Below are 18,011 nucleotides of genomic sequence, written 5' to 3' on the forward strand. Positions count from 1 at the left end.
GGAACGAACAACTTCCGTTAATTGGTGCAACCTGCTGAAAGCAGACGGTCGTTGGCGTTACTGTCAGTTTCGTGTTCGCTGCAGAACGTCGCCAACTGATCCTCGAAATGGTGCGTGCGAACGGAGCGGTGTCGCTCCGTGAGCTCGCCCGCGTCGTCCAGACCTCCGAAGTAACCGTACGGCGGGACGTGCGGGCGCTGGAGGCAGAAGGACTGCTCGACCGCCGGCACGGCGGTGCGGTCTTGCCGGGCGGATTCGCCCGGGAGTCCGGCTTCCCACAGAAATCCCATCTAGCGACCGCGGAGAAGACGGCCATCGCCGATCTCGCCGCCGGTTTCGTCGAAGAAGGCGAAGCCATCGTGGTCGGCGCCGGAACCACCACGCAGGAGCTGGCCCGCCGGCTCGCGCGGGTGCCCGGTCTGACCGTGGTCACCAACTCCCTGCTGGTCGCCCAGGCGTTGGCCCACGCCAACCGTGTCGAGGTCGTGATGACCGGCGGCACCCTGCGCGGGTCGAACTACGCGCTGGTCGGCAGCGGGGCCGAGCAGTCGCTCCAGGGGCTGCGGGTCTCCCGCGCCTTCCTCTCCGGCAGCGGCCTGACCGCCGAGCGCGGCCTGTCCACGTCCAACATGCTCTCCGCGAGCGTGGACCGGGCGCTGGTGCAGGCGGCGGCGGAGGTCGTGGTCCTCGCCGATCACACCAAGCTCGGTACGGACACCATGTTCCAGACGGTGCCCACCGACGTGATCACCCGGCTGGTGACCGACGAGCCGCCGGGCCACGACGACCGGGCCGCGACCGAGCTGCAGGCCCTGGCCGACCAGGGCGTGCAGATCGCGGTGGCCGGCGGCTCCGGAGCGGGTACGGGCGTGGCCCAGCAGGCACCGGAGGTGGTGGCGGCCGACCGCCGGGGTCCACGCAGAGACGTGCCGCTGCCGGGCCAGCGGCGCAACCTGGCGCCGGGCGGTGGCGGTTCCGGCCCCCAGCTGCGTACGGCCGCGTCCATGGCGGAACCACCGGGAGGCCGGGTCGCCGACCTGGCACCGCGCCGCCGCTGAGCGGATGCCGGCGCGCGCACGGCCGCGCCGGCATCGCACGGTGAACGGCCGACCGGGACGGCCGGGGACCACTGGCCGGGACGGCTGGACAGGCGGCACGCCCGGCCCCGCTCACCCCTGATCGGCGCGCAGCCCCGTCAGCGTCAGCGTGAGCAGCCGGTCGGCCAGGTGGGGGTCGTCCGGTGACTCCTCCACGGCCAGGGCGATGCCGTTGGTGAGCTGCATCAGATCGCCGATGCTCACATCGGACCGTACGGCACCGGCTTCCTGTGCGCGGCTGAGCAGTTCGCCGCCCGCCTCGCGCATCGGCACGCTGCACCGGGAAAGCCCCGAACTGGCGTCGCCGGGCGCGGCCATCAGCGCCCGCGACAGCCCGCGGTAGGTGCTGGCGTGGGTGATGATCGCCCGCAGCCACTCCACGAGCGCCGCGCACGGCTGCGGCGCGTCGCTCAGTTCCCGCGCGTGCGCCAGCAGCGCGTCCACCTCGCCCTGGAACACGGCGCCCATCAGGGCCGTCCGGTTGGGGAAGTGCCGGTAGAGCGTGCCGATCCCCACGCCGGCGCGCCGTGCGATGTCCTCCAGCGAGGTGTCGGTCCCGTGGTCCGTGAAGGCCGTACGGGCCACCGCCAGCAGCCGCTCGTAGTTGCGGCGCGCGTCGGCACGCATGGGTCGTACGGATTCCTGCCCTGCCGTCTCGGTCACCATCGCCGTCCTCGCCGTCCTCCCTGAGCGCGGCCCTCCAGCGGACCGGTGCCCCCAGGATGCCACTGCCCCTGGCGCACCAGCCTTCGGAAGGGGGCGGCGCCCCGCTGTCCGGGAGCCGCCCGGCGCCCGGGGTGGACGGCAGGCGGCCCGCGGGTGACGGGCAGGAAAGGCGGCGCGGGCGCCTCGGCGAACAAGTGGGCAAGGTGGCAACGCGGCGCTTCCCAGGGGCATCAAACCTGGCGCAATGGGGTCTTCAGAGGCCGTCCGAACGCGCGCGGGAACACCTGGGGAAGCAATGGAACTGACCAGCCGATCGCTGCTGTACACCATGATCGCGGTTGCCGTGGTGTGCGTGGGACTCACGCTCTGGCAGTGGCCGCGCTTCGCCGGGCGCGGTCCGACGGCCTGGCTGGGCCGGATCGGGTCCATCCTGGCCACACAGCTGTCCATCGTCGTCGCGCTCGGCCTCGTCGTGAACGCCAACTTCCAGTTCTACGGTTCCTGGCACGAACTGCTCGGCCTGTACGACGACGCCCCGGGCGCGGTCGCCAAGTGGGGCGACGGGGGAGCGGGCCCTGCCGGCGACCCGTCGAAGGGGCTGGTGCAGCCTGCCGGCGCCGAGGGCCTGGACAAGGTGCACGGCCTGCCGAAGGGGCCGCCCGAGAAGGCGGGCCGGGTGGAGTCCGTACGGATCGTCGGCAAGCGCACCAAGGCCGTCGATCCCGCGTACGTCTACCTGCCGCCGCAGTACTTCCAGAAGCAGTACGCGCGCCAGCGCTTCCCCGTCATCGTCGCCATCAGCGGCTACCCCGGCGGCCACTTCCTGCTGGGGCAGCACCTGCGGGTGCCGCAGACCGCCGGCGGCCTGATCGGCAAGGGGAAGATGCAGCCCACCGTCATCGTCATGCTGCGGCCGACCATCGCGCCGCCGCGCGACACCCAGTGCGTGGACGTGCCGGACGGCCCGCAGGCGGAGACGTTCTTCGCGAGCGACCTGCCCACCGCCCTGAAGGAGCACTACCGGGTCGGGCACGACCCCAGCGGCTGGGGCCTGCTCGGCTACTCGTCCGGCGGCAGCTGCGCCCTCCAGCTCACGATGCGGCACCCCCGTACGTACACCTCGGCGGCGGCCCTCTCGCCCGATTACAAGGTCAGCAGCGACCCCACCACCGGTGACCTCTTCGGGGCCGGCAAGGAGCGGGCCCGGCGCAAGCAGGAGCACGACCTGATGTGGCGGCTGGAACACCTGCCGGCGCCACAGGTGTCGGTGCTGATCGGCACCAGCCGGGAGGGCGAGAAGAACTACCCGGCGGCGAAGGAGTTCCTGAACGCGGTCAAGCCGCCGATGAAAGCCGAATCGATCATCCTCGACCAGGGCAGTCACAACTTCGCCACCTGGCGGCGCGAACTGCCCGCCGCGCTCCAGTGGATGAGCAGGCAGCTGACGTTCCCGGAGGACGTGGTCGACAGCTCCTGACGACAGGACCTAGGGGGTGCTGTCCGCCGCGCTCCAGCGGTCCAGAAGGTCCCGCAGCGGCTTCGCCAGGGCGGGGGACGCGCGCAGCAGGCGGCGCAGGCGTGCCCGCCAGCCGGCCTCCACGTCGGCCGCCGCCGCGATGTCGCCCTCCAGCCGGGCGGTCAGGAACTCCTCGCGGGAGTCCTCCAGCTCGTCGGTGAGCGCCTCGCGGTCGATGCCGCCGGGGCTGAACCGGGCGAGCAGTCCGGTCAGTTCGTCCCGCGAGCGGTGCCACCGGTCCGTACGCGACCGGGCGAACAGCTGCTGGGCGGCGGTCGCCGCGAGGGCCGCGAGGTGGGCATCCATGCGTCCCATGAAAAGCGCGGGGGCCCGCGGCGCTCAAGTGCCGCGGGCCCCCGCGCGGGCGGCCGGGAGGGTCGGTACGGACGTACCGCGCGTCCCGTACCGGCCGTCAGTCCTTGATCTCGCAGATCACCGCGCCGGACGAGAGCGAGGCACCGACCTCGGCGGTCAGGTCCTTGATAGTGCCGGAGCGGTGCGCGTTCAGCGGCTGTTCCATCTTCATCGCCTCCAGGACGACGACCAGGTCACCCTCGGCGACCTGCTGGCCCTCCTCGACGGCGACCTTGACGATGGTGCCCTGCATCGGCGAGGCGAGGGTGTCGCCGGAGGCCGCGGAGCCGGACTTCTTGGCCGCCTTGCGCTTGGGCTTGGCGCCCCCGGCGACTGCGGCGCGGGCCAGCGGCATGCCCAGCGAGGACGGCAGCGAGACCTCCAGGCGCTTGCCGCCGACCTCGACGACGACCGTCTCGCGGGTGTCCGCCTCGGCCTCGTCGGTGCCGGGCGCGGCGAACGGCTTGATGTCGTTGACGAACTCGGTCTCGATCCAGCGGGTGTGGACCTGGAAGGGTTCGGTGGAGCCGGTCAGTTCGGGGGCGAAGGCCGGGTCCTTGACGACGGTGCGGTGGAAGGGGATGGCGGTGGCCATGCCTTCGACGGTGAACTCGCCGAGCGCGCGGGCGGCGCGCTGCAGGGCCTGCTCGCGGGTGGCGCCGGTGACGATGAGCTTGGCGAGCAGGGAGTCCCAGGCCGGGCCGATGACCGAGCCGGACTCCACGCCGGCGTCCAGGCGTACGCCGGGACCGGCCGGGGCCTCGAAGGTGGTGACGGTGCCGGGGGCGGGCAGGAAGTTGCGGCCGGGGTCCTCGCCGTTGATGCGGAACTCGAAGGAGTGGCCGCGGACCGCGGGGTCGTCGTAGCCCAGTTCCTCGCCGTCGGCGATGCGGAACATCTCGCGCACCAGGTCCAGGCCGGTGACCTCTTCGGTGACCGGGTGTTCGACCTGGAGGCGGGTGTTGACCTCGAGGAAGGAGATGGTGCCGTCCTGGCCGACCAGGAACTCGCAGGTGCCCGCGCCTTCGTAACCGGCCTCCTTGAGGATGGCCTTGGAGGCGCGGTACAGCTCGGCGTTCTGCTCCTCGCTCAGGAACGGCGCCGGGGCCTCCTCGACGAGCTTCTGGTGGCGGCGCTGGAGGGAGCAGTCACGGGTGGAGACGACGACCACGTTGCCGTGCTTGTCGGCCAGGCACTGGGTCTCCACGTGCCGGGGGCGGTCCAGGTAGCGCTCCACGAAGCACTCTCCGCGCCCGAAGGCGGCGACGGCCTCGCGGACGGCGGAGTCGTACAGCTCGGGGACTTCTTCGAGGGTGCGGGCGACCTTCAGGCCGCGTCCGCCGCCGCCGAAGGCCGCCTTGATGGCGATCGGCAGGCCGTGCTCCTCGGCGAAGGCGACGACCTCGTCGGCGCCGGAGACCGGGTCGGGGGTGCCGGCGACCAGCGGGGCGCCGGCGCGCTGGGCGATGTGCCGGGCGGCGACCTTGTCGCCGAGGTCGCGGATGGCCTGCGGGGGCGGGCCGATCCAGGTCAGTCCGGCGTCCAGGACGGCCTGGGCGAATTCGGCGTTCTCGGAGAGGAAGCCGTAGCCGGGGTGGATGGCGTCGGCACCCGAATCGGCGGCGGCGCCCAGGACCTTGGCGATGTCGAGGTAGCTGGTGGCCGGGGTGTCACCGCCCAGTGCGTAGGCCTCGTCCGCCGCGCGCACGTGCAGGGCGTCCCGGTCGGGGTCGGCGTAGACGGCCACGCTCCCGATTCCGGCATCCCGGCACGCCCGGGCCACGCGGACAGCGATTTCGCCTCGGTTGGCGATGAGCACCTTGCGCACGATCGGTTCCTCCTTGGCGCTTCGCCGCAACAAATTAGGACGTCGCGAGTTTAGGGACTGGCGACACCGCGTGCCGACCCGTTCCCGGTAGTGAGCTTGCCCACACGGAGCGTGTGCCCGGTGCGGTGACGGGGCCGAAGTTCCCCGGTATCCCAGGGTAGGCCCGTATTCCGGGGGCGGTGGGGTGATCAAGATGTGGGCAAGGTCTCGCTTCCCGTGCGTTCACCGGAACCCCGTTTCTTTGTGGAGTCCCTACGAATGGGCGAAGGAAACTTTGCCCGCGGCTGCGTCCGGGCCCCGCCCGCGTCCCACGCGCGTCCCGCCCTGGTCCTCCCGGGACCGGCCGGCCGCGCTCCGCTTCCGGGCTCATACCCGGCTCCGGGCTCTTGTAGAGCGGGGGGTACTCAGGAGTAGCGTGCCCGTTGTTCTTTCGTACTCGCGGTAACAGGCGATGGGGAAGTGGGTGGACGGGGTGGCGGCGCGCAGACCGGTGGCGTGGGTGGCGGCGGTGGTGCTGGTGCTGGAGGCGCTCGGCATCCTCTTCCTCAACTGGGTGCTGAGCATCGTCGTGGACAAGCAGCGGATGTCCATGGCGGGTGTCGACCCCGGCGCGATGTCCACCGGCGCCTGGGTGCTCGGCGCCGTCTTCGCGCTCTGCCTGGTGTGCTGCGCCGCCCTCCTGGCCCGCATCGGCCTGCGCGACCGCCCGCCGGGCACGTTCGGGCGGATCGCCCTCGTCAGCTGCGCCGTGGCGCACGCCGTCCTGGGCGCCTTCGCGGTCGGGCTGGTCGGCTGGGCGGCGTTCGCGGTGTTGATGGCCGTCCTCGCCCTGCTGGTGCTGACGCTGACCGCGTACGGCGCGTCGTACGGCGAGGACGCCGGGCGCGCCGGATCCGGCACCCCGGCTACCGCTCCGGCTCGCCCCACGAGCTGACGGCCACCTCGTCGCCCACCGACAGCTTGCCCGGCCGCAGTACGGCGAACTTCGCGCCGAACACCACGCCACCGGAGGCCGCGCGCCGGTACCCGGCCAGCGTCCGCAGCGGCTCCGGCCCGGTCCGCGCCCCGGAGCTCTGCCCGACGGTGGTGACGGCGCACCGTACGGCGAGCTTGGCGTACCCCAACTCCGTGTCACCGACGGCGATCCGGCGCGCCCGGTCCTCGGTGTGCGGCGCGTCCCAGCCGTCGACCACGATGTTGGGCCGGAACCGGTCCATCGGCAGCGGCGCCGCGCCCTGCTCCGCCAGCCGCCGGTGCAGCAGCTCCAGCGTGGACCGGGACAGGACGTGCAGCGCGCAGCTGTCGGCGTACCCGGAGGTGCCCGGGGTCAGACCGTCCGTCACCCGGTCGTGCTCCGGCGGCACCCGGACGAGCCGGCTCGGTACGCCGAGCACCTCCGTCAGCCACCCGGCGGCGGTGTCGCCCTGGTCGATGCCCCGGTAGGCGGTCTTGAACAGCAGCACCTCCCGGCGGGCGGCGCAGGTGTCCACGTCCAGGCCCAGTGCCTCGATGCCCGGCGCACGCAGCGTCAGACGGCCGCCGTCGGCGCTGATCTCCGGCCGGATCAGCGCCAGCCGGGGGTCGCGCCGCTGGCTGCGGAAGACGCCGTCCGCGCCGGTGACCATGAAGGTGCGGTCGTGCGCGATGCCGGCGGGTGTCACCTCCGCCGCGCGGGCCGGCACCCCGGCGCATCCCTTGAGCGGGTAGTACGTCAACTCGGCCACCCTGGCCACACCGGTCATGGTTTCCCCCTGCTCCGCGTGGGTCACTGAGACCGCTTGCGGCCTGTGAACCTCACGACTCCCGTACGCACCGTGCTCCCCGCACGGCGACGGCACCAACGTAGCGCCGTGCCGCCGCCGGCACCTCGTACCGGCAGCCCGCCGCGACAGACCCTCAGGCCAGCGCCGCCGCCTCGCGCCGCAGCGCCTCGGTCAGCGGGGCGCGCAGCCGCGCGAAGTCCGCCACGGGCAGGGCGGCCGACACGGCGGTCAGCCCGGTGGCCGGGGTGCCGGGCCCGCCGGGGCGTACCGGCACCGGTACGGCGATGCACGCCATCCCGGACACCGACTCCTCCCGCTCCACGGCGATCCCGTCCCGGCGGACCCGGCGCAGCTCGCGTTCCAGCCGCTCCGGCGCGGTGATGGTGCGCGCGGTCCGGGCCCGCATCCCGCTGGCGGCCAGGTACTGGCGCCGGGTGGCGGCCGGGAGGGCGGCCAGCAGGGCGCGGCCGTGCGCGGTGGCGTGGGCGGCGGTGTCCTGGCCGACGGAGAAGGCGGATCCCTGCCCGGCGGCGCCGTCCAGCACGGCGATCTCGCCGTCCCGGTACGTGCTGAAGAAGACGTCGGCCCCGGAGGAGCGGCGCAGCCGCAGCAGCACCTCGTGCACCCGCTCGTCGACCCGCAACTGCCGCTGGAAGGCCTGGTGCAGGGCCGGTACGCGGTAGCCGAGGGTGTAACCGGCGGCCGTACGGGCCAGGTGGCCGCGTTCGGTCAGTGAGCCGAGCAGGTCGTAGACCGTGGACAGTCCGCAGTCCAGCTGCCGGGCCAGGGCCTTGGCCGTCACCGGCTCCGCCGCCCCGGCGACCGCGTCGAGCAGGTCCAGGGCACGGTCGACGGACTGCGGCATGACGGTCTTCCTCCGGGGCGGGGCGCGGTACGGGTGCCGGGCACGGCGTGGGGGCGGGGCGGTACGCGGGCGGGCGGCACGCGCGTACGGCCTCCCAGCCTCGCACAGCCGTGCGGGGCCGGGCCGGACGCGGTGACGGCCGTCACGGACCGGACATTCTTCGGCATTCCGGGAATGTGCGGCGGCCGGTCACCGTTCATCCAGGTCGGGCCTCCACTCTTCCGAACGCGCGACGCGTTCGGAACCAAGCTCACCGGGAGTTTTTTTCCATGCAGTGCTTCGACTGTGCGCAGCTCGGCAGCGAGTCCGCCGCACTGGCCGTCTGCGCGGACTGCGGCGCGGCGGCGTGCGCCGCGCACGCCGCCGCCGTACCGCGGACGGTGCACCGTACGGCGGGCCTCGGCCGCAGCACGGCCCACTCGGCCGGCCGCCGCATGCTGTGCACGCACTGCCGGCACGCCGCGACAGCGGCGGCGTGACACCGGGCGGCCGCGGCGCTCAGGGCACCGCCTGTCAGGACACCGCCTGTCAGGACACCGCCTGTCGGGGCACCGGCTGTCAGGGCGCCGCGAGCCGCACGATCTCGCGCGGGCGGGCCTCCCGCTCGTCGTAGGCGAGGTCGAGTCCGGCGGCTTCCTGTACGGCGGCGAGTGACGCGGCCGACGCCTCCTCGGACTCCCACCGCACGATCGAGACCACCGCGCCGCCCTCCGCGGCCAGCCAACAGTCCGCCGACAGGCACCCCGGCGTCCGCCGGAACTCCTCGGCGACGCGGTGCACGCGCGCGACGAACTCCTCGCGGTGCGCGGCGTGCGGGTAGTGGTGTGCCACCATCGCGACCTTCATGACGCTCTCCTTCACGTTGTTCGTGGGTGAGTGGTGCGGTTCGTGTCCGCGCGGTCTCCATCGGGCTTGTTCGTGTCCGGGCGGTCCCCGGGCCCGTACGGAAGCCCGAGCGCGCCGGCGGCGGCGCCGGTCACCAGCGACTCGTCGTACGGGGCCTGGCCCGACAGGGCGATCGACGTGCCCTCGATCGCCCCGACGAAGGCGAGCGCGAGGGTCCGGGGCGGCGGGCCGTCCGGGAGCGCACCTGCCGCGCGGGCGGCGGTGACGAGGCCGGTGCAGCGCTCGACGAGCGCGCGGTAGCCCTTCTCGATCTCGCGCCCCACCGGGTGGTCCTGTCCCGCGAACTCCAGCCGCAGCGCCATCGCCACGCGGGCGAAGTCGCGCCGGCAGTACACGGCGTGGCCGCGCGCCAGGGTGAGCAGCGCGGTGACCGGGTCGCGCTCCTGTTCGACGTACCGGCCGACCTCCTGCCACCAGGTGTCCAGGACCCACTCGGTCACCGCCAGGGCCAGGTCCTGCTTGCCCGCGAACTGGTGGTAGAGCGCGCCGCGGGTGTACCCGGCGTCCTGGGCGACCTGTTCGAGCCTGAGGTTGCCGTAGCCGTAGCGGGACAGGCCCCGGGCGGCCGATTCGAGCAGTGCGGCGCGGGTGCGTGCCCTGCGGTCGGCCTGTGTGGTGCGGGGTGGCCCGGCGCCCGGGCGGGCGGCCGGTCCGGCGGCCTCCGGCCCGTCCGCCGCGCCCGCTCCACTCTTACGTACATCCATGTATGTATGTTACTCGCCCGGCTCGCGGCCGCAACGGGCTGTCCCCGCCGCCTTCCGCCGCCCGAACCGGAGCCCACTCCGCATGCGCCCCACGCTCCCCGGGTTCACCATGCGAAGAGTGCCCGTGTGGCCCTCGTAATGCCTGTGGTCCTCGTGAGGAGGCTGGAATGCTGCCGGTCGCGGAATTGCTGGCCGACTGCCTGCGGGACGCCCGGAGAGCGTCGCTCGGCGCGGTGCCGGTGGAACCGGAGAACCCCGGCGGGTACGCGGAAGCCCGCCGCGCCTTCCTCGCGGCCGGGCTGGCCGCGCTCCGTGACGAAGGCCCGGGGGCGGACTGGGTGCAGCTGAGCCTGGAGACGGGGGCGGGCGTGCGGCGCGGTCTGTACGGCCGCCTCGCGGAAACCGTCCGCGAACTCATGGGCGCGGGCGAAATCCGCAACTTCTTCTTCATGCACAAGCCGCCCGGCCTGCGCCTGCGTTTCCAGGCACCGGCGCGGGACGCGTGCGACGCGTTGCGCGCCGGCTTGGCGGCACGTTTCGCCGCCGACGCGGCGCTCGGCGCGGAGCTGACCCACCCGCCCGTGCGCGGCGTGTACGAGCCGGAGACGTACCTGTTCGGCGGGGTGCGGGCGATGCCGTGGGTGCACGGCGTCTTCACGGCCGACTCGCTCGCCTGGCTCGACCACCACGCGGGCCCGGCAGCCGCCGGAGCGATCGCCCCGGCCGCCCCGCCCGCGGCGGACTGGCGGGTGTCGCTGACCCTCCTGCGCGATCTGCTCGACGGGCTGGGCATCGTCGGCTGGGAGCACCGCGGCGTGTGGGAGTCCGTACGGGACGACACCGGGCGGCGGCTCGGCGGCGACGGCCACGGCCCCGACGCGGAGGCCGGGCGGCGCGCCGCCGACGGCATCCGCGCGTTCTGGCGGCGCGGCCGCGAGGAGCTGACGGCCGGACTGCCCGCGCCCGAACGCGCTGCCCTGGACGCCCACCGGGACGCGGTCGGCGCGGCCGCACGGCAGTGGCGTACGGGGTACTTCGAGTCGGGCGAGGCGCAGGGGACCGGCCCGCGCCGGGCCGCCGCGTACTGCGTGATCTTCCACTGGAACCGCGGACGGCTCTCCCTGGCACGCCAGGCCCTGCTGACCGCGGCCCTGGCGGCTCCCGAGATGAGCCGGGCACCCGCGGCGGAACCGCCTCCCGGCCGCACGCCCGGGGCAAAGGCAGGCCGCCCGGTGGCCGAGGCGGGGGTGACCGGCGGTGGCTGAGGCCGGGAAGGGCCGGGAGGCGGACCTCGACGCGGGTCTCGACGCGGACCTCGATGCGGATCTTCACGGGGTACCGGCGGCGGGTGGTACGGCGTTGCTGCGGGCCGCCGGTATGCCCGTCGCGGCGTGGACGGAAGCGGGCAACCCGCGGCTGTTCGAGCGGGTCGGCACATACGACCGCACCCGGCGTCAGCAGGCGGAACGTGCCCGTGCCCTGGCCGAACGGCTGGGCGTCACCGTGGTCCCGCAGCCCGGACTCGCCGACGCCGACCGACGGTCGGTCCTGGCGCTCCGCCGCCGCCTGCACGGCGGTACGGCCCCCGGCGAAGCCGACTGCACGCTCCTGGAGTCGCTGGCCGCCGTCCCGGAAGACCTCGTGCACGAAGCCTTCGCGGTGCACCGGAACGACGTCCAACTCGCCCGTACCCGGCAGGAACTCGAACACGCGGTCGCGGACGAGACGGACCGCGTGGGCGCCTTGGGCTGGACGCTGGCCTGCGCCGGACCGGTCATGCGGGCGTTCCTGGCCGACGCGGCGCCCGACCTCGTACCGACCGTCGAACGCCGTCTGGCACAGGGCGAGCCCTGGCACGCCAAGCGGCTGCGCAAGAGCGGCGCGTACCTGTGGCGGGCGCTCGGCCGGGCCGCGGTGAAGACCACGCCGCGCGGCTGGGTGGGCCAGGTCGCGCCGGTGGCGGTGGAGTCCCGGTCGGCGTCCGGCGGTCCGGACACGGATTCGGACACGGACACGGATACGGGCCGGGGTACGGCCACGATTTCGCGGCCGGACGAGCCCGGCCGCGAGCCGCCCCCGCTGCTCGCCCCCGGTACGGCGCTGGCCGCGATGGCGTCCGAAGCCGCGGAGAACGTCCACGTGGCCCGGACGCGCCTGAGCACCGTCGACCTGACGACGGCGGACCCCGCCACCCCGCTGGCCCCCGCCCCGCTGCACTTCCGCGACGGCGGCATGGTGCGCTGCTGGGTGATCGACCCGTCCGTACGGGACCGGATGCGCCAGGTGGAGCTGCGCCGCACCCGGCCCCTGGACGCCGTACTGACCCTGCTGGCGGAAGGCCCGCGCCCGCTCGGCGAGATCGAGAACGCGCTGCTGGGCGCCACGGGCGGTGCCCCCGGCACCGGGACCGGACAGGCGGCGGACGACACCCGCCGGGTGCTGCGCGGCTTCCTCGCGCACCTGCACGGCCTCGGCGTCCTCCAGGTCTGCGCCGCCCCGCGCCGCCGGCACAGCGCGTGGGCACCGCCCGTGTCCGTCCGCGAGCGGGACCGGCTGCCGCGGACGGAGCCGCTGGGGGAGGCGGAGTTCGTCGACTCGTACCGTACGGCCGAGGGTCCGGGCGACGGGCCGGCCACGGTCCCGGCGGCAGCCGCCGACGCCGTACGCGACGCCCTGCGCACCGCCGCCCGCCTGGCCGCGCTCCGCGAGGCCGACCGCCGCCCGTACGCTCCCGGCTCTTCCGGACGGCAGCTCCCCGAAGAGGCGCAGGCGCTCGACGAGCAGCCGCGCGCCCTCTGCGACCTCCTCGCCGGGCACTGGCCCGGAGCGGACGCCACCGGCTCACCGCGGCAGGACGGCGGTCCCACCGCGCAGGCGCAGGCCCGTTACGAGGGCTGGCACCCGGCCCGTACCGCGCACTCCGGGTACGCCCGCCTCCTCGCCCACCTCGCCACCCGCGGCGACGAGCAGCAGGTGGACGTCACCGACGCGTTGCTGGACACCTCCGACGCGCCGCCGGGCGCCGACGTCCTGCCGCCCTGGCCGGTCGACTGCCTGCTGCGGCCCCTCGCCGGACCGGGCCCGCTGGCCGTCCTGGAGACGGCCTCCCCCGCCGGCATGCTGGACGCCCGCTTCGCCGACGCGCTGCACACCCTGCACAGCGGTTACGCCAACACGGGCCGCTACCGCGCCTTCCTCGCCGCCGTCGAGCGCGAGGCGGACGTGCGCTTCGTCGAAGTGCTGGTGCCCCCGCTGGCCGAGCGCGCGGCCAACGCCGTACGCCGCCCCCTGGTCACGAGCTGGTGGACCGGCGACCCGGACCCCGCGCCGTACTTCGGGACGGCCGCCGGGCCCGGCACGCCCGGCGGCACGGCCCGCTACCTGCCGCTCGACCGCATCACGCTGCGCCGCGACGGCGGCCGGGTCGTCGCCGAGGCCGACGGCCGGCGCATCGTGCCCGTCCACCACGCGACCCGCAGCGCCCTGCCGCCCTACGACGTGCTGCTGCGGCTGCTGATGGCCGCGAGCCACCCCGGCACGGCGTACCTGGTCCAGCTCGACGGGCTGGCCGGCGCGTTCCCGCGGGCCGAGCGACTGCCCCGGCTCACGGTGGGCGGCCGGCTGGTCGTCTCGCCCGCCGCCTGGCGGGTGCCGCGTACGGCCTTGTGGCGCGCCGGCGACAGCGACCTGACCAAGGTGCGCACCCTCGCGGCCCTGTGCCGCACGGCCGGACTGCCCCGGTACGCGTTCCTGCGGTACGGCGCGGGCGCCAAGCCCGTACCCGTGGACCTCGCGGCGCTGCCCACCCTCCGCGTCGTGGACCGCCTGCTCGCCCAGGGCGCGGCCCACGACCACCTGCTGGTCGAGGAGATGCTGCCCGCGCCGGACGGACTGGTGCTGCGCGACCGCGTGCACCGCGACGGCGGCCGGGGCCGCGGCGAGGGCGCGTTCGTCGCCGCCCAGCTGCTCATGAGACTTCCGCACGACCGCGAGATCAGCGATCTCGCGGCGTCCGCGGCCGCCGCCCTGCGCGGCGGAACCCACCTCCCCGGAACGCTCGCCCGCAGCGGGCGCGCCGCCGGGGCGGACCCCATCCACTGAGAGAAGGGAACATCGTCATGTCGGACACCATGGAGCGTACGGAACTCACCGACCTGGACGAGCTCATCGGCGATCTGGAGACGCGGATCACCGAGACCGAACTGCCGCAGACGGAAGCGCACTCCGGCCACTGCAGCAACGTCTGTACGGTGCTCGTCTGCGGCACTGTCCTCATCTGCAGCTGACGGACGTCACCGCCGGCCGTCCGCCCGGCCACGGCCGGGCGGACGGCTGCGCTTCCCCAGGGACGGACACGGACATGAGTACGAGCACGCGCCCGCCTGCGGAGGGCACCACACCCGCCGAGGCCGCCCCGGCGCTCAGGGAACTCGCCGTCGAACTGCTGGAACGATGGGCCTGCCGTCAGGCGGAGCCCGACGGACGGGCGTGGACCGCCGAGACCGCCCCCTGTGACCCCGGCGTACCCGCCCTGGCCGCCCTGGTGGCCGGCACCGGCGAATCCGCCGAGGCCGCGTCCGCCGGCCACACGGTGGCTGTGTGGGCCCGGGGCATCGGCCGAGGCCAGGGCCACCCCGGCCTGTACGACGGCGGCCTGGCGGGCACCCTCGCCGGGCTGCGGCTCGGCGCCCGCCTCCACCCCCAACTGCACCAGGTCGCCGACCGGTTGCGCGACCACTTGCTGAGCGTCGCGAAGGAGCGGCCGTGGCGGCGTGAGGGAGTCCGGTTCCCCGACCAGGACCTGATCCTCGGGCCGTCCGGCACCCTGCTCGCCCTGTGCGTCGGCACCGACCCGGAGGAGGAAGAACTGGCCCCGTACGTCGCCCACTTGGCGGCTCTCTGCGACGGCCGGGAGCTGCCGCGGCTGCGCGCCGACGGGTACGACGGACACGCGTACCTCAGCTGGCTCCAGGGACGCATCAACACCGGCATGGGGCACGGCGTCGCCGGCCTGGTCACCGCACTCACCGCCGCCGTCCGGCACACCGGATCGAACCGGGCGACACGGCGCGCGCTGCGCAACGCCACGCACTGGCTGGCCCGCCAGTCCTTCGACGACGCCCGGGGCATCCGCAGCTGGGACGGCGCCGGAGTCGACGAGCCCCCGCCCGGCGGCGCCCGCGCGCGCCAGGCGTGGTGCTACGGCAACCCGGGCGTCACCTGGGCGCTGTGGAACGCGGCGGACGCCCTGGACGACACCACGGCGGCCGCATGGGCGGCACGGGCCTTCACCGGCCTCGCCGAGCACTACGACACGGACTTCCACCTCTTCGGCGACCAACCGGCGGACCTGCTCGCCTGCTGCCACGGCGCCGCCGGTGTCCTGGCCGTCGCGGACGCCTTCCACCACCACGCGCGGCTGCCCGCCGCGACGGCCCTGCGCGCGCGGCTGGCCCGCCACCTGCTGGAACGGCTGCCCGAGGTGCGGTCGCTGGGGGAGGAACGCATGGGGCTGCTGGGCGGAGCGACGGGCCCGCTGTGTGCGCTGCTCACCGTGGCCGTACCGGAGACAGAGCGCCTGTGGCAGCCGTGCTTCGGGCTGCGCTGAACGCCCTGTGGGCGGACTGCCGGATCTACGCCCAGAGGTCGGTGATCGCGACGTCCAGATCGGCCAGCAAGCGCCGCAGCAGCGGCAGGGACAGGCCGATGACGTTGCCGGGATCGCCGTCGATGCCGTCGATGAACGGCGCCGACCGGCCGTCCAGGGTGAAGGCGCCCGCCACGTACAGCGGTTCGCCGGACGCCACGTACGCGGCGATCTCCGCGTCGCTCGGCTCGCCGAAGCGGACGGTGGTGGACGCGGTGGCCGACACCCGGCGGCCCCCGTCCGCCGTGTCGATCACGCAGTGGCCGGTCCGCAGGACGCCGGAGCGGCCGCGCATCGACTTCCAGCGGGCGGTCGCGTCCTCGGCGTCGGCGGGCTTGCCCAGCGCCCGCCCGTCCAGCTCCAGCACCGAGTCGCAGCCGATGACCAGGGCACCGGCCGCCTCGGGGCGCGCGGCCACCACGGCCGCCTTCGCCTCGGCGAGCACCCGGGCCAGCTCGGCCGGCGAGTCCGCGGTGACCGCGTCCTCGTCCACGCCGCTGACGACGACCTCGGGCGCGAGCCCGGCCTGGCGCAGCAGGCCGAGCCGGGCGGGGGACTGGGAGGCGAGGACGAGACGGCGGGCGGTGGCGCCGGGCTGAACGGTCATGCCCGCCATCGTACGGAGCGGCGGCGGATGCGGACGGGGCGGGCGCCGTCCGGCACCCGCCCCGTGATCACCCAGCCATGCCGGCCGCCCCGCTCACTTGTCGAGCACGGCCTCCATCACCTTCTTGGCGATCGGACCGCCCAGCTTGCCGCCCGCGATCTCCTTGCGGGGGATGTCCATGTCCGAGGGGTCGACGAAGACCGCGACCGCGACCGGCGAGCCGTTGCCCTGCTTGGCGTACGAGACGAACCAGGCGTACGGGCGCTCGTCGCGGACGTCCGCGCCGTGCTGGGCGGTACCGGTCTTGGCGCCGACCTTGACGCCGTCGATCAGCGCCTTCTTCGCCGTACCGTTCTCCGCGGTGTTCTCCATCATCTCCTGCACCTTCTTCGCGGTGCTCTCGGAGACGGCCTGGTTCAGCTCCTTGGGCTCGAACTTCTCGATCGTCGACAGGTCGGGGCCGCGCGTCTCCTCGACCAGGTACGGCTGCATGACCTTGCCGTTGTTGGCGAGCCCGGCGACGACCATGGCCATCTGCAGCGGCGTGCTGGTCAGGCTGCCCTGGCCCATGCCGGTCAGCGCGGTCTGCGGCTTGTCCAGCTTCTGCGGGTAGCCGCTGGTGGCAGTGCGCACCGGGGTGAAGATCTTCTGGTTGAAGCCGAACTTCTCCGCCGTCTCGCGCATCTTGTCCTTGCCGAGCCGGTTCGCCGCCTCCAGGTAGGTGTTGTTGCAGGACCACTGCATACCGACCTTGAGGGACGCGTTCTCGCACGGCGCGGTGGCGATGTCGTTGCCGACTTTGGTGGCCGTCTGGGGCAGGGTGTACGGGACGGGCGCCTGCACCGGGGTGTCGATGTCCGGGACCACGCCGTGTTCCAGGGCCGCGGCGGCGGTCAGAATCTTGAACGTGGAGCCGGGCGGGTAGATCTCCAGGGACGCCCGGTTGTTCATCGGCTTGGACTTGTCCTTGATGAGGGCGGTGTACTTGTCGCCCTCCTTGAAGGAGCTGCCCGCGAAGACGGACGGGTCGTAGGACGGCGTGCTCGCCATGGCGAGGATCTTGCCGGTGCCCGGCTCCAGGGCGACCACCGCGCCCTTGGCCTTCAGGTCGGTCAGACTCTTGTACGCGGCCCGCTGCGCCTTCTCGCTGATGGTCGTCAGCACGTCGCCGCCGCGCGGCTTCTCCCCGGTGAGGATGTCCTTGGCGCGCTTGAGGAAGAGCTTGTCGTCCTTGCCGCTGAGGATGTCCTTGTAGACGCCCTCCAGGAACGTGCTGCCCTGGGACTGCGAGGCGTAGCCGGTGATCGGCGCGTACATCGGGCCGTCCTTGTAGACCCGCTTGTACTTGAAGTCGCCGGCCGTCTCGACGGAGCCGGTGATCGGCTTGCCGCCGACGATGATGTTGCCGCGCGGGTACGAGAACGCCTCGATCTTCACCCGGCGGTTGTTCTCGTCGTTCGACAGCGACTCCGCCTGGACGAACTGGACCCAGGTGACGCGCACCAGCAGCGCCAGTACCAGCACTCCGCAGAAGACGGCTATGTGTCTCAGCGGCCTGTTCATCGCTCTCCACTCCCCATGCCGTACGGCCCCGGTGCCGCGCGGACCGGCCGTACAGGCGCCCGAACCGCGGCCTTCAGAGGTAAAGGATGTCCCAAGCGGGGGCAGCGGTTGCAGTCAGGGTGTGTGAGCTGGTCCTCTTCGTCCGCTTTCACCGCGGCACACCGGGCACGTGGCGGAGCCGGCGCGCTCAGGCCCCGCCGACCAGCATCACCATCAGCACCACCGCGGCCACGGCCAGCACGATGCCCACCCGGTGGAGCATCGCCTGCACCTGGCGCAGCTCCTCGGGAGGCTCGTCGGGCGGATCGGACCACAGCATCCTTCGATCCTGCGCCGGGAACGCCGACGGCGCCTGAGTACGCGTACTCAAGCGCCGTCGGACGGAGTAACTAGGGCGCTCCTGATGGATCTCCGTGGCCTCGCGACGCCCGGCACGCACTCTCGCCGCACGGCGCGAAGGGACAGGTGGCTCCGCCACATGACCCTTCACACCGC

General features: G+C 73.8%; 18 protein-coding genes. 8 read left to right on the plus strand and 10 right to left on the minus strand.

Features of this window, described 5'->3' with window-relative positions:
* Positions 1 to 71 precede the first annotated feature (71 nt).
* Positions 72 to 1,058 carry a DeoR/GlpR family DNA-binding transcription regulator gene (locus tag ACZ4Z1_RS31025; protein ID WP_468489963.1) on the plus strand — a complete coding sequence of 329 codons (987 nt, stop codon included), beginning with the start codon at positions 72 to 74 and terminating at the stop codon, positions 1,056 to 1,058.
* A gap of 111 nt (positions 1,059 to 1,169) precedes the next feature.
* Here the strand turns inward: ACZ4Z1_RS31025 and ACZ4Z1_RS31030 are convergent, their stop codons facing one another.
* Complete coding sequence (locus ACZ4Z1_RS31030) at positions 1,170 to 1,724, minus strand: TetR/AcrR family transcriptional regulator (protein ID WP_468489964.1); 555 nt, start codon at positions 1,722 to 1,724, stop codon at positions 1,170 to 1,172.
* Positions 1,725 to 2,058: 334 nt separating this feature from the next.
* Between ACZ4Z1_RS31030 and ACZ4Z1_RS31035 the strand changes: the two genes are divergently transcribed.
* Complete coding sequence (locus tag ACZ4Z1_RS31035; RefSeq protein WP_468489965.1) at positions 2,059 to 3,240, plus strand: alpha/beta hydrolase; 1,182 nt, start codon at positions 2,059 to 2,061, stop codon at positions 3,238 to 3,240.
* Between the two features lie 9 nt (positions 3,241 to 3,249).
* Here the strand turns inward: ACZ4Z1_RS31035 and ACZ4Z1_RS31040 are convergent, their stop codons facing one another.
* The gene (locus tag ACZ4Z1_RS31040; RefSeq protein ID WP_468489966.1) at positions 3,250 to 3,585 is read right to left on the minus strand and encodes a hypothetical protein; all 336 of its coding nucleotides are present in this window, start codon (positions 3,583 to 3,585) and stop codon (positions 3,250 to 3,252) included.
* Between the two features lie 106 nt (positions 3,586 to 3,691).
* Positions 3,692 to 5,461: an acetyl/propionyl/methylcrotonyl-CoA carboxylase subunit alpha gene (locus ACZ4Z1_RS31045; protein WP_468489967.1), complete on the minus strand. Its 1,770-nt coding sequence runs from the start codon at positions 5,459 to 5,461 to the stop codon at positions 3,692 to 3,694.
* Between the two features lie 451 nt (positions 5,462 to 5,912).
* Between ACZ4Z1_RS31045 and ACZ4Z1_RS31050 the strand changes: the two genes are divergently transcribed.
* Positions 5,913 to 6,395, plus strand: a complete 483-nt coding sequence (locus ACZ4Z1_RS31050; RefSeq protein ID WP_468489968.1) for a hypothetical protein — start codon at positions 5,913 to 5,915, stop codon at positions 6,393 to 6,395.
* Here the strand turns inward: ACZ4Z1_RS31050 and ACZ4Z1_RS31055 are convergent.
* Both ACZ4Z1_RS31055 and ACZ4Z1_RS31060 read right to left on the minus strand, forming a co-directional pair.
* A complete protein-coding gene (locus tag ACZ4Z1_RS31055; RefSeq protein WP_468489969.1) occupies positions 6,367 to 7,203 on the minus strand; it encodes an MOSC domain-containing protein in 837 nt (278 codons plus the stop codon). The two genes, ACZ4Z1_RS31050 and ACZ4Z1_RS31055, sit on opposite strands and share 29 nt — an antisense overlap.
* A gap of 154 nt (positions 7,204 to 7,357) precedes the next feature.
* On the minus strand, positions 7,358 to 8,089 hold the full coding sequence (locus ACZ4Z1_RS31060) for an IclR family transcriptional regulator (RefSeq protein WP_468489970.1): 732 nt from the start codon (positions 8,087 to 8,089) through the stop codon (positions 7,358 to 7,360).
* A 269-nt stretch (positions 8,090 to 8,358) separates the two neighbouring features.
* Here ACZ4Z1_RS31060 and ACZ4Z1_RS31065 point away from each other — a divergent pair, with 269 nt between their 5' ends.
* Positions 8,359 to 8,568, plus strand: a complete 210-nt coding sequence (locus ACZ4Z1_RS31065) for a DUF2180 family protein (RefSeq protein ID WP_365847832.1) — start codon at positions 8,359 to 8,361, stop codon at positions 8,566 to 8,568.
* A gap of 79 nt (positions 8,569 to 8,647) precedes the next feature.
* Here the strand turns inward: ACZ4Z1_RS31065 and ACZ4Z1_RS31070 are convergent, their stop codons facing one another.
* The gene (locus ACZ4Z1_RS31070; RefSeq protein WP_468489971.1) at positions 8,648 to 8,935 is read right to left on the minus strand and encodes an antibiotic biosynthesis monooxygenase; all 288 of its coding nucleotides are present in this window, start codon (positions 8,933 to 8,935) and stop codon (positions 8,648 to 8,650) included.
* Between the two features lie 11 nt (positions 8,936 to 8,946).
* Positions 8,947 to 9,699: a TetR/AcrR family transcriptional regulator gene (locus tag ACZ4Z1_RS31075; protein WP_468489972.1), complete on the minus strand. Its 753-nt coding sequence runs from the start codon at positions 9,697 to 9,699 to the stop codon at positions 8,947 to 8,949.
* A gap of 167 nt (positions 9,700 to 9,866) precedes the next feature.
* On the opposite strand from ACZ4Z1_RS31075, the gene ACZ4Z1_RS31080 reads away from it, so the two are divergent.
* From ACZ4Z1_RS31080 to ACZ4Z1_RS31095, 4 genes are all read left to right on the plus strand, one after another.
* The gene (locus ACZ4Z1_RS31080; RefSeq protein WP_468489973.1) at positions 9,867 to 10,964 is read left to right on the plus strand and encodes a thiopeptide-type bacteriocin biosynthesis protein; all 1,098 of its coding nucleotides are present in this window, start codon (positions 9,867 to 9,869) and stop codon (positions 10,962 to 10,964) included.
* Positions 10,957 to 13,800, plus strand: coding sequence for a lantibiotic dehydratase (locus tag ACZ4Z1_RS31085; protein WP_468489974.1), 2,844 nt, complete (start codon positions 10,957 to 10,959; stop codon positions 13,798 to 13,800). The genes ACZ4Z1_RS31080 and ACZ4Z1_RS31085 overlap by 8 nt, the downstream gene beginning before the upstream one ends.
* A 17-nt stretch (positions 13,801 to 13,817) precedes the next feature.
* Positions 13,818 to 13,985, plus strand: a complete 168-nt coding sequence (locus tag ACZ4Z1_RS31090; RefSeq protein WP_468489975.1) for a hypothetical protein — start codon at positions 13,818 to 13,820, stop codon at positions 13,983 to 13,985.
* Between the two features lie 74 nt (positions 13,986 to 14,059).
* A complete protein-coding gene (locus ACZ4Z1_RS31095; protein WP_468489976.1) occupies positions 14,060 to 15,307 on the plus strand; it encodes a lanthionine synthetase LanC family protein in 1,248 nt (415 codons plus the stop codon).
* Positions 15,308 to 15,332: 25 nt separating this feature from the next.
* Here the strand turns inward: ACZ4Z1_RS31095 and ACZ4Z1_RS31100 are convergent, their stop codons facing one another.
* The 3 genes from ACZ4Z1_RS31100 to mmpB all read right to left on the minus strand — a co-directional run bounded on the left by ACZ4Z1_RS31100 (position 15,333) and on the right by mmpB (position 17,835).
* Positions 15,333 to 15,953, minus strand: a complete 621-nt coding sequence (locus tag ACZ4Z1_RS31100; protein WP_468489977.1) for a Maf family protein — start codon at positions 15,951 to 15,953, stop codon at positions 15,333 to 15,335.
* 93 nt (positions 15,954 to 16,046) lie between these two features.
* Entirely contained in the window at positions 16,047 to 17,516 is a 1,470-nt protein-coding gene (locus ACZ4Z1_RS31105; RefSeq protein ID WP_468489978.1) for a peptidoglycan D,D-transpeptidase FtsI family protein, read from the minus strand.
* A gap of 187 nt (positions 17,517 to 17,703) precedes the next feature.
* A complete protein-coding gene (mmpB, locus tag ACZ4Z1_RS31110; protein WP_280119047.1) occupies positions 17,704 to 17,835 on the minus strand; it encodes a morphogenic membrane protein MmpB in 132 nt (43 codons plus the stop codon).
* Between the last annotated feature and the right edge of the window lie 176 nt (positions 17,836 to 18,011).

The organism is Streptomyces sp. NPDC030165, assembly GCF_055573595.1.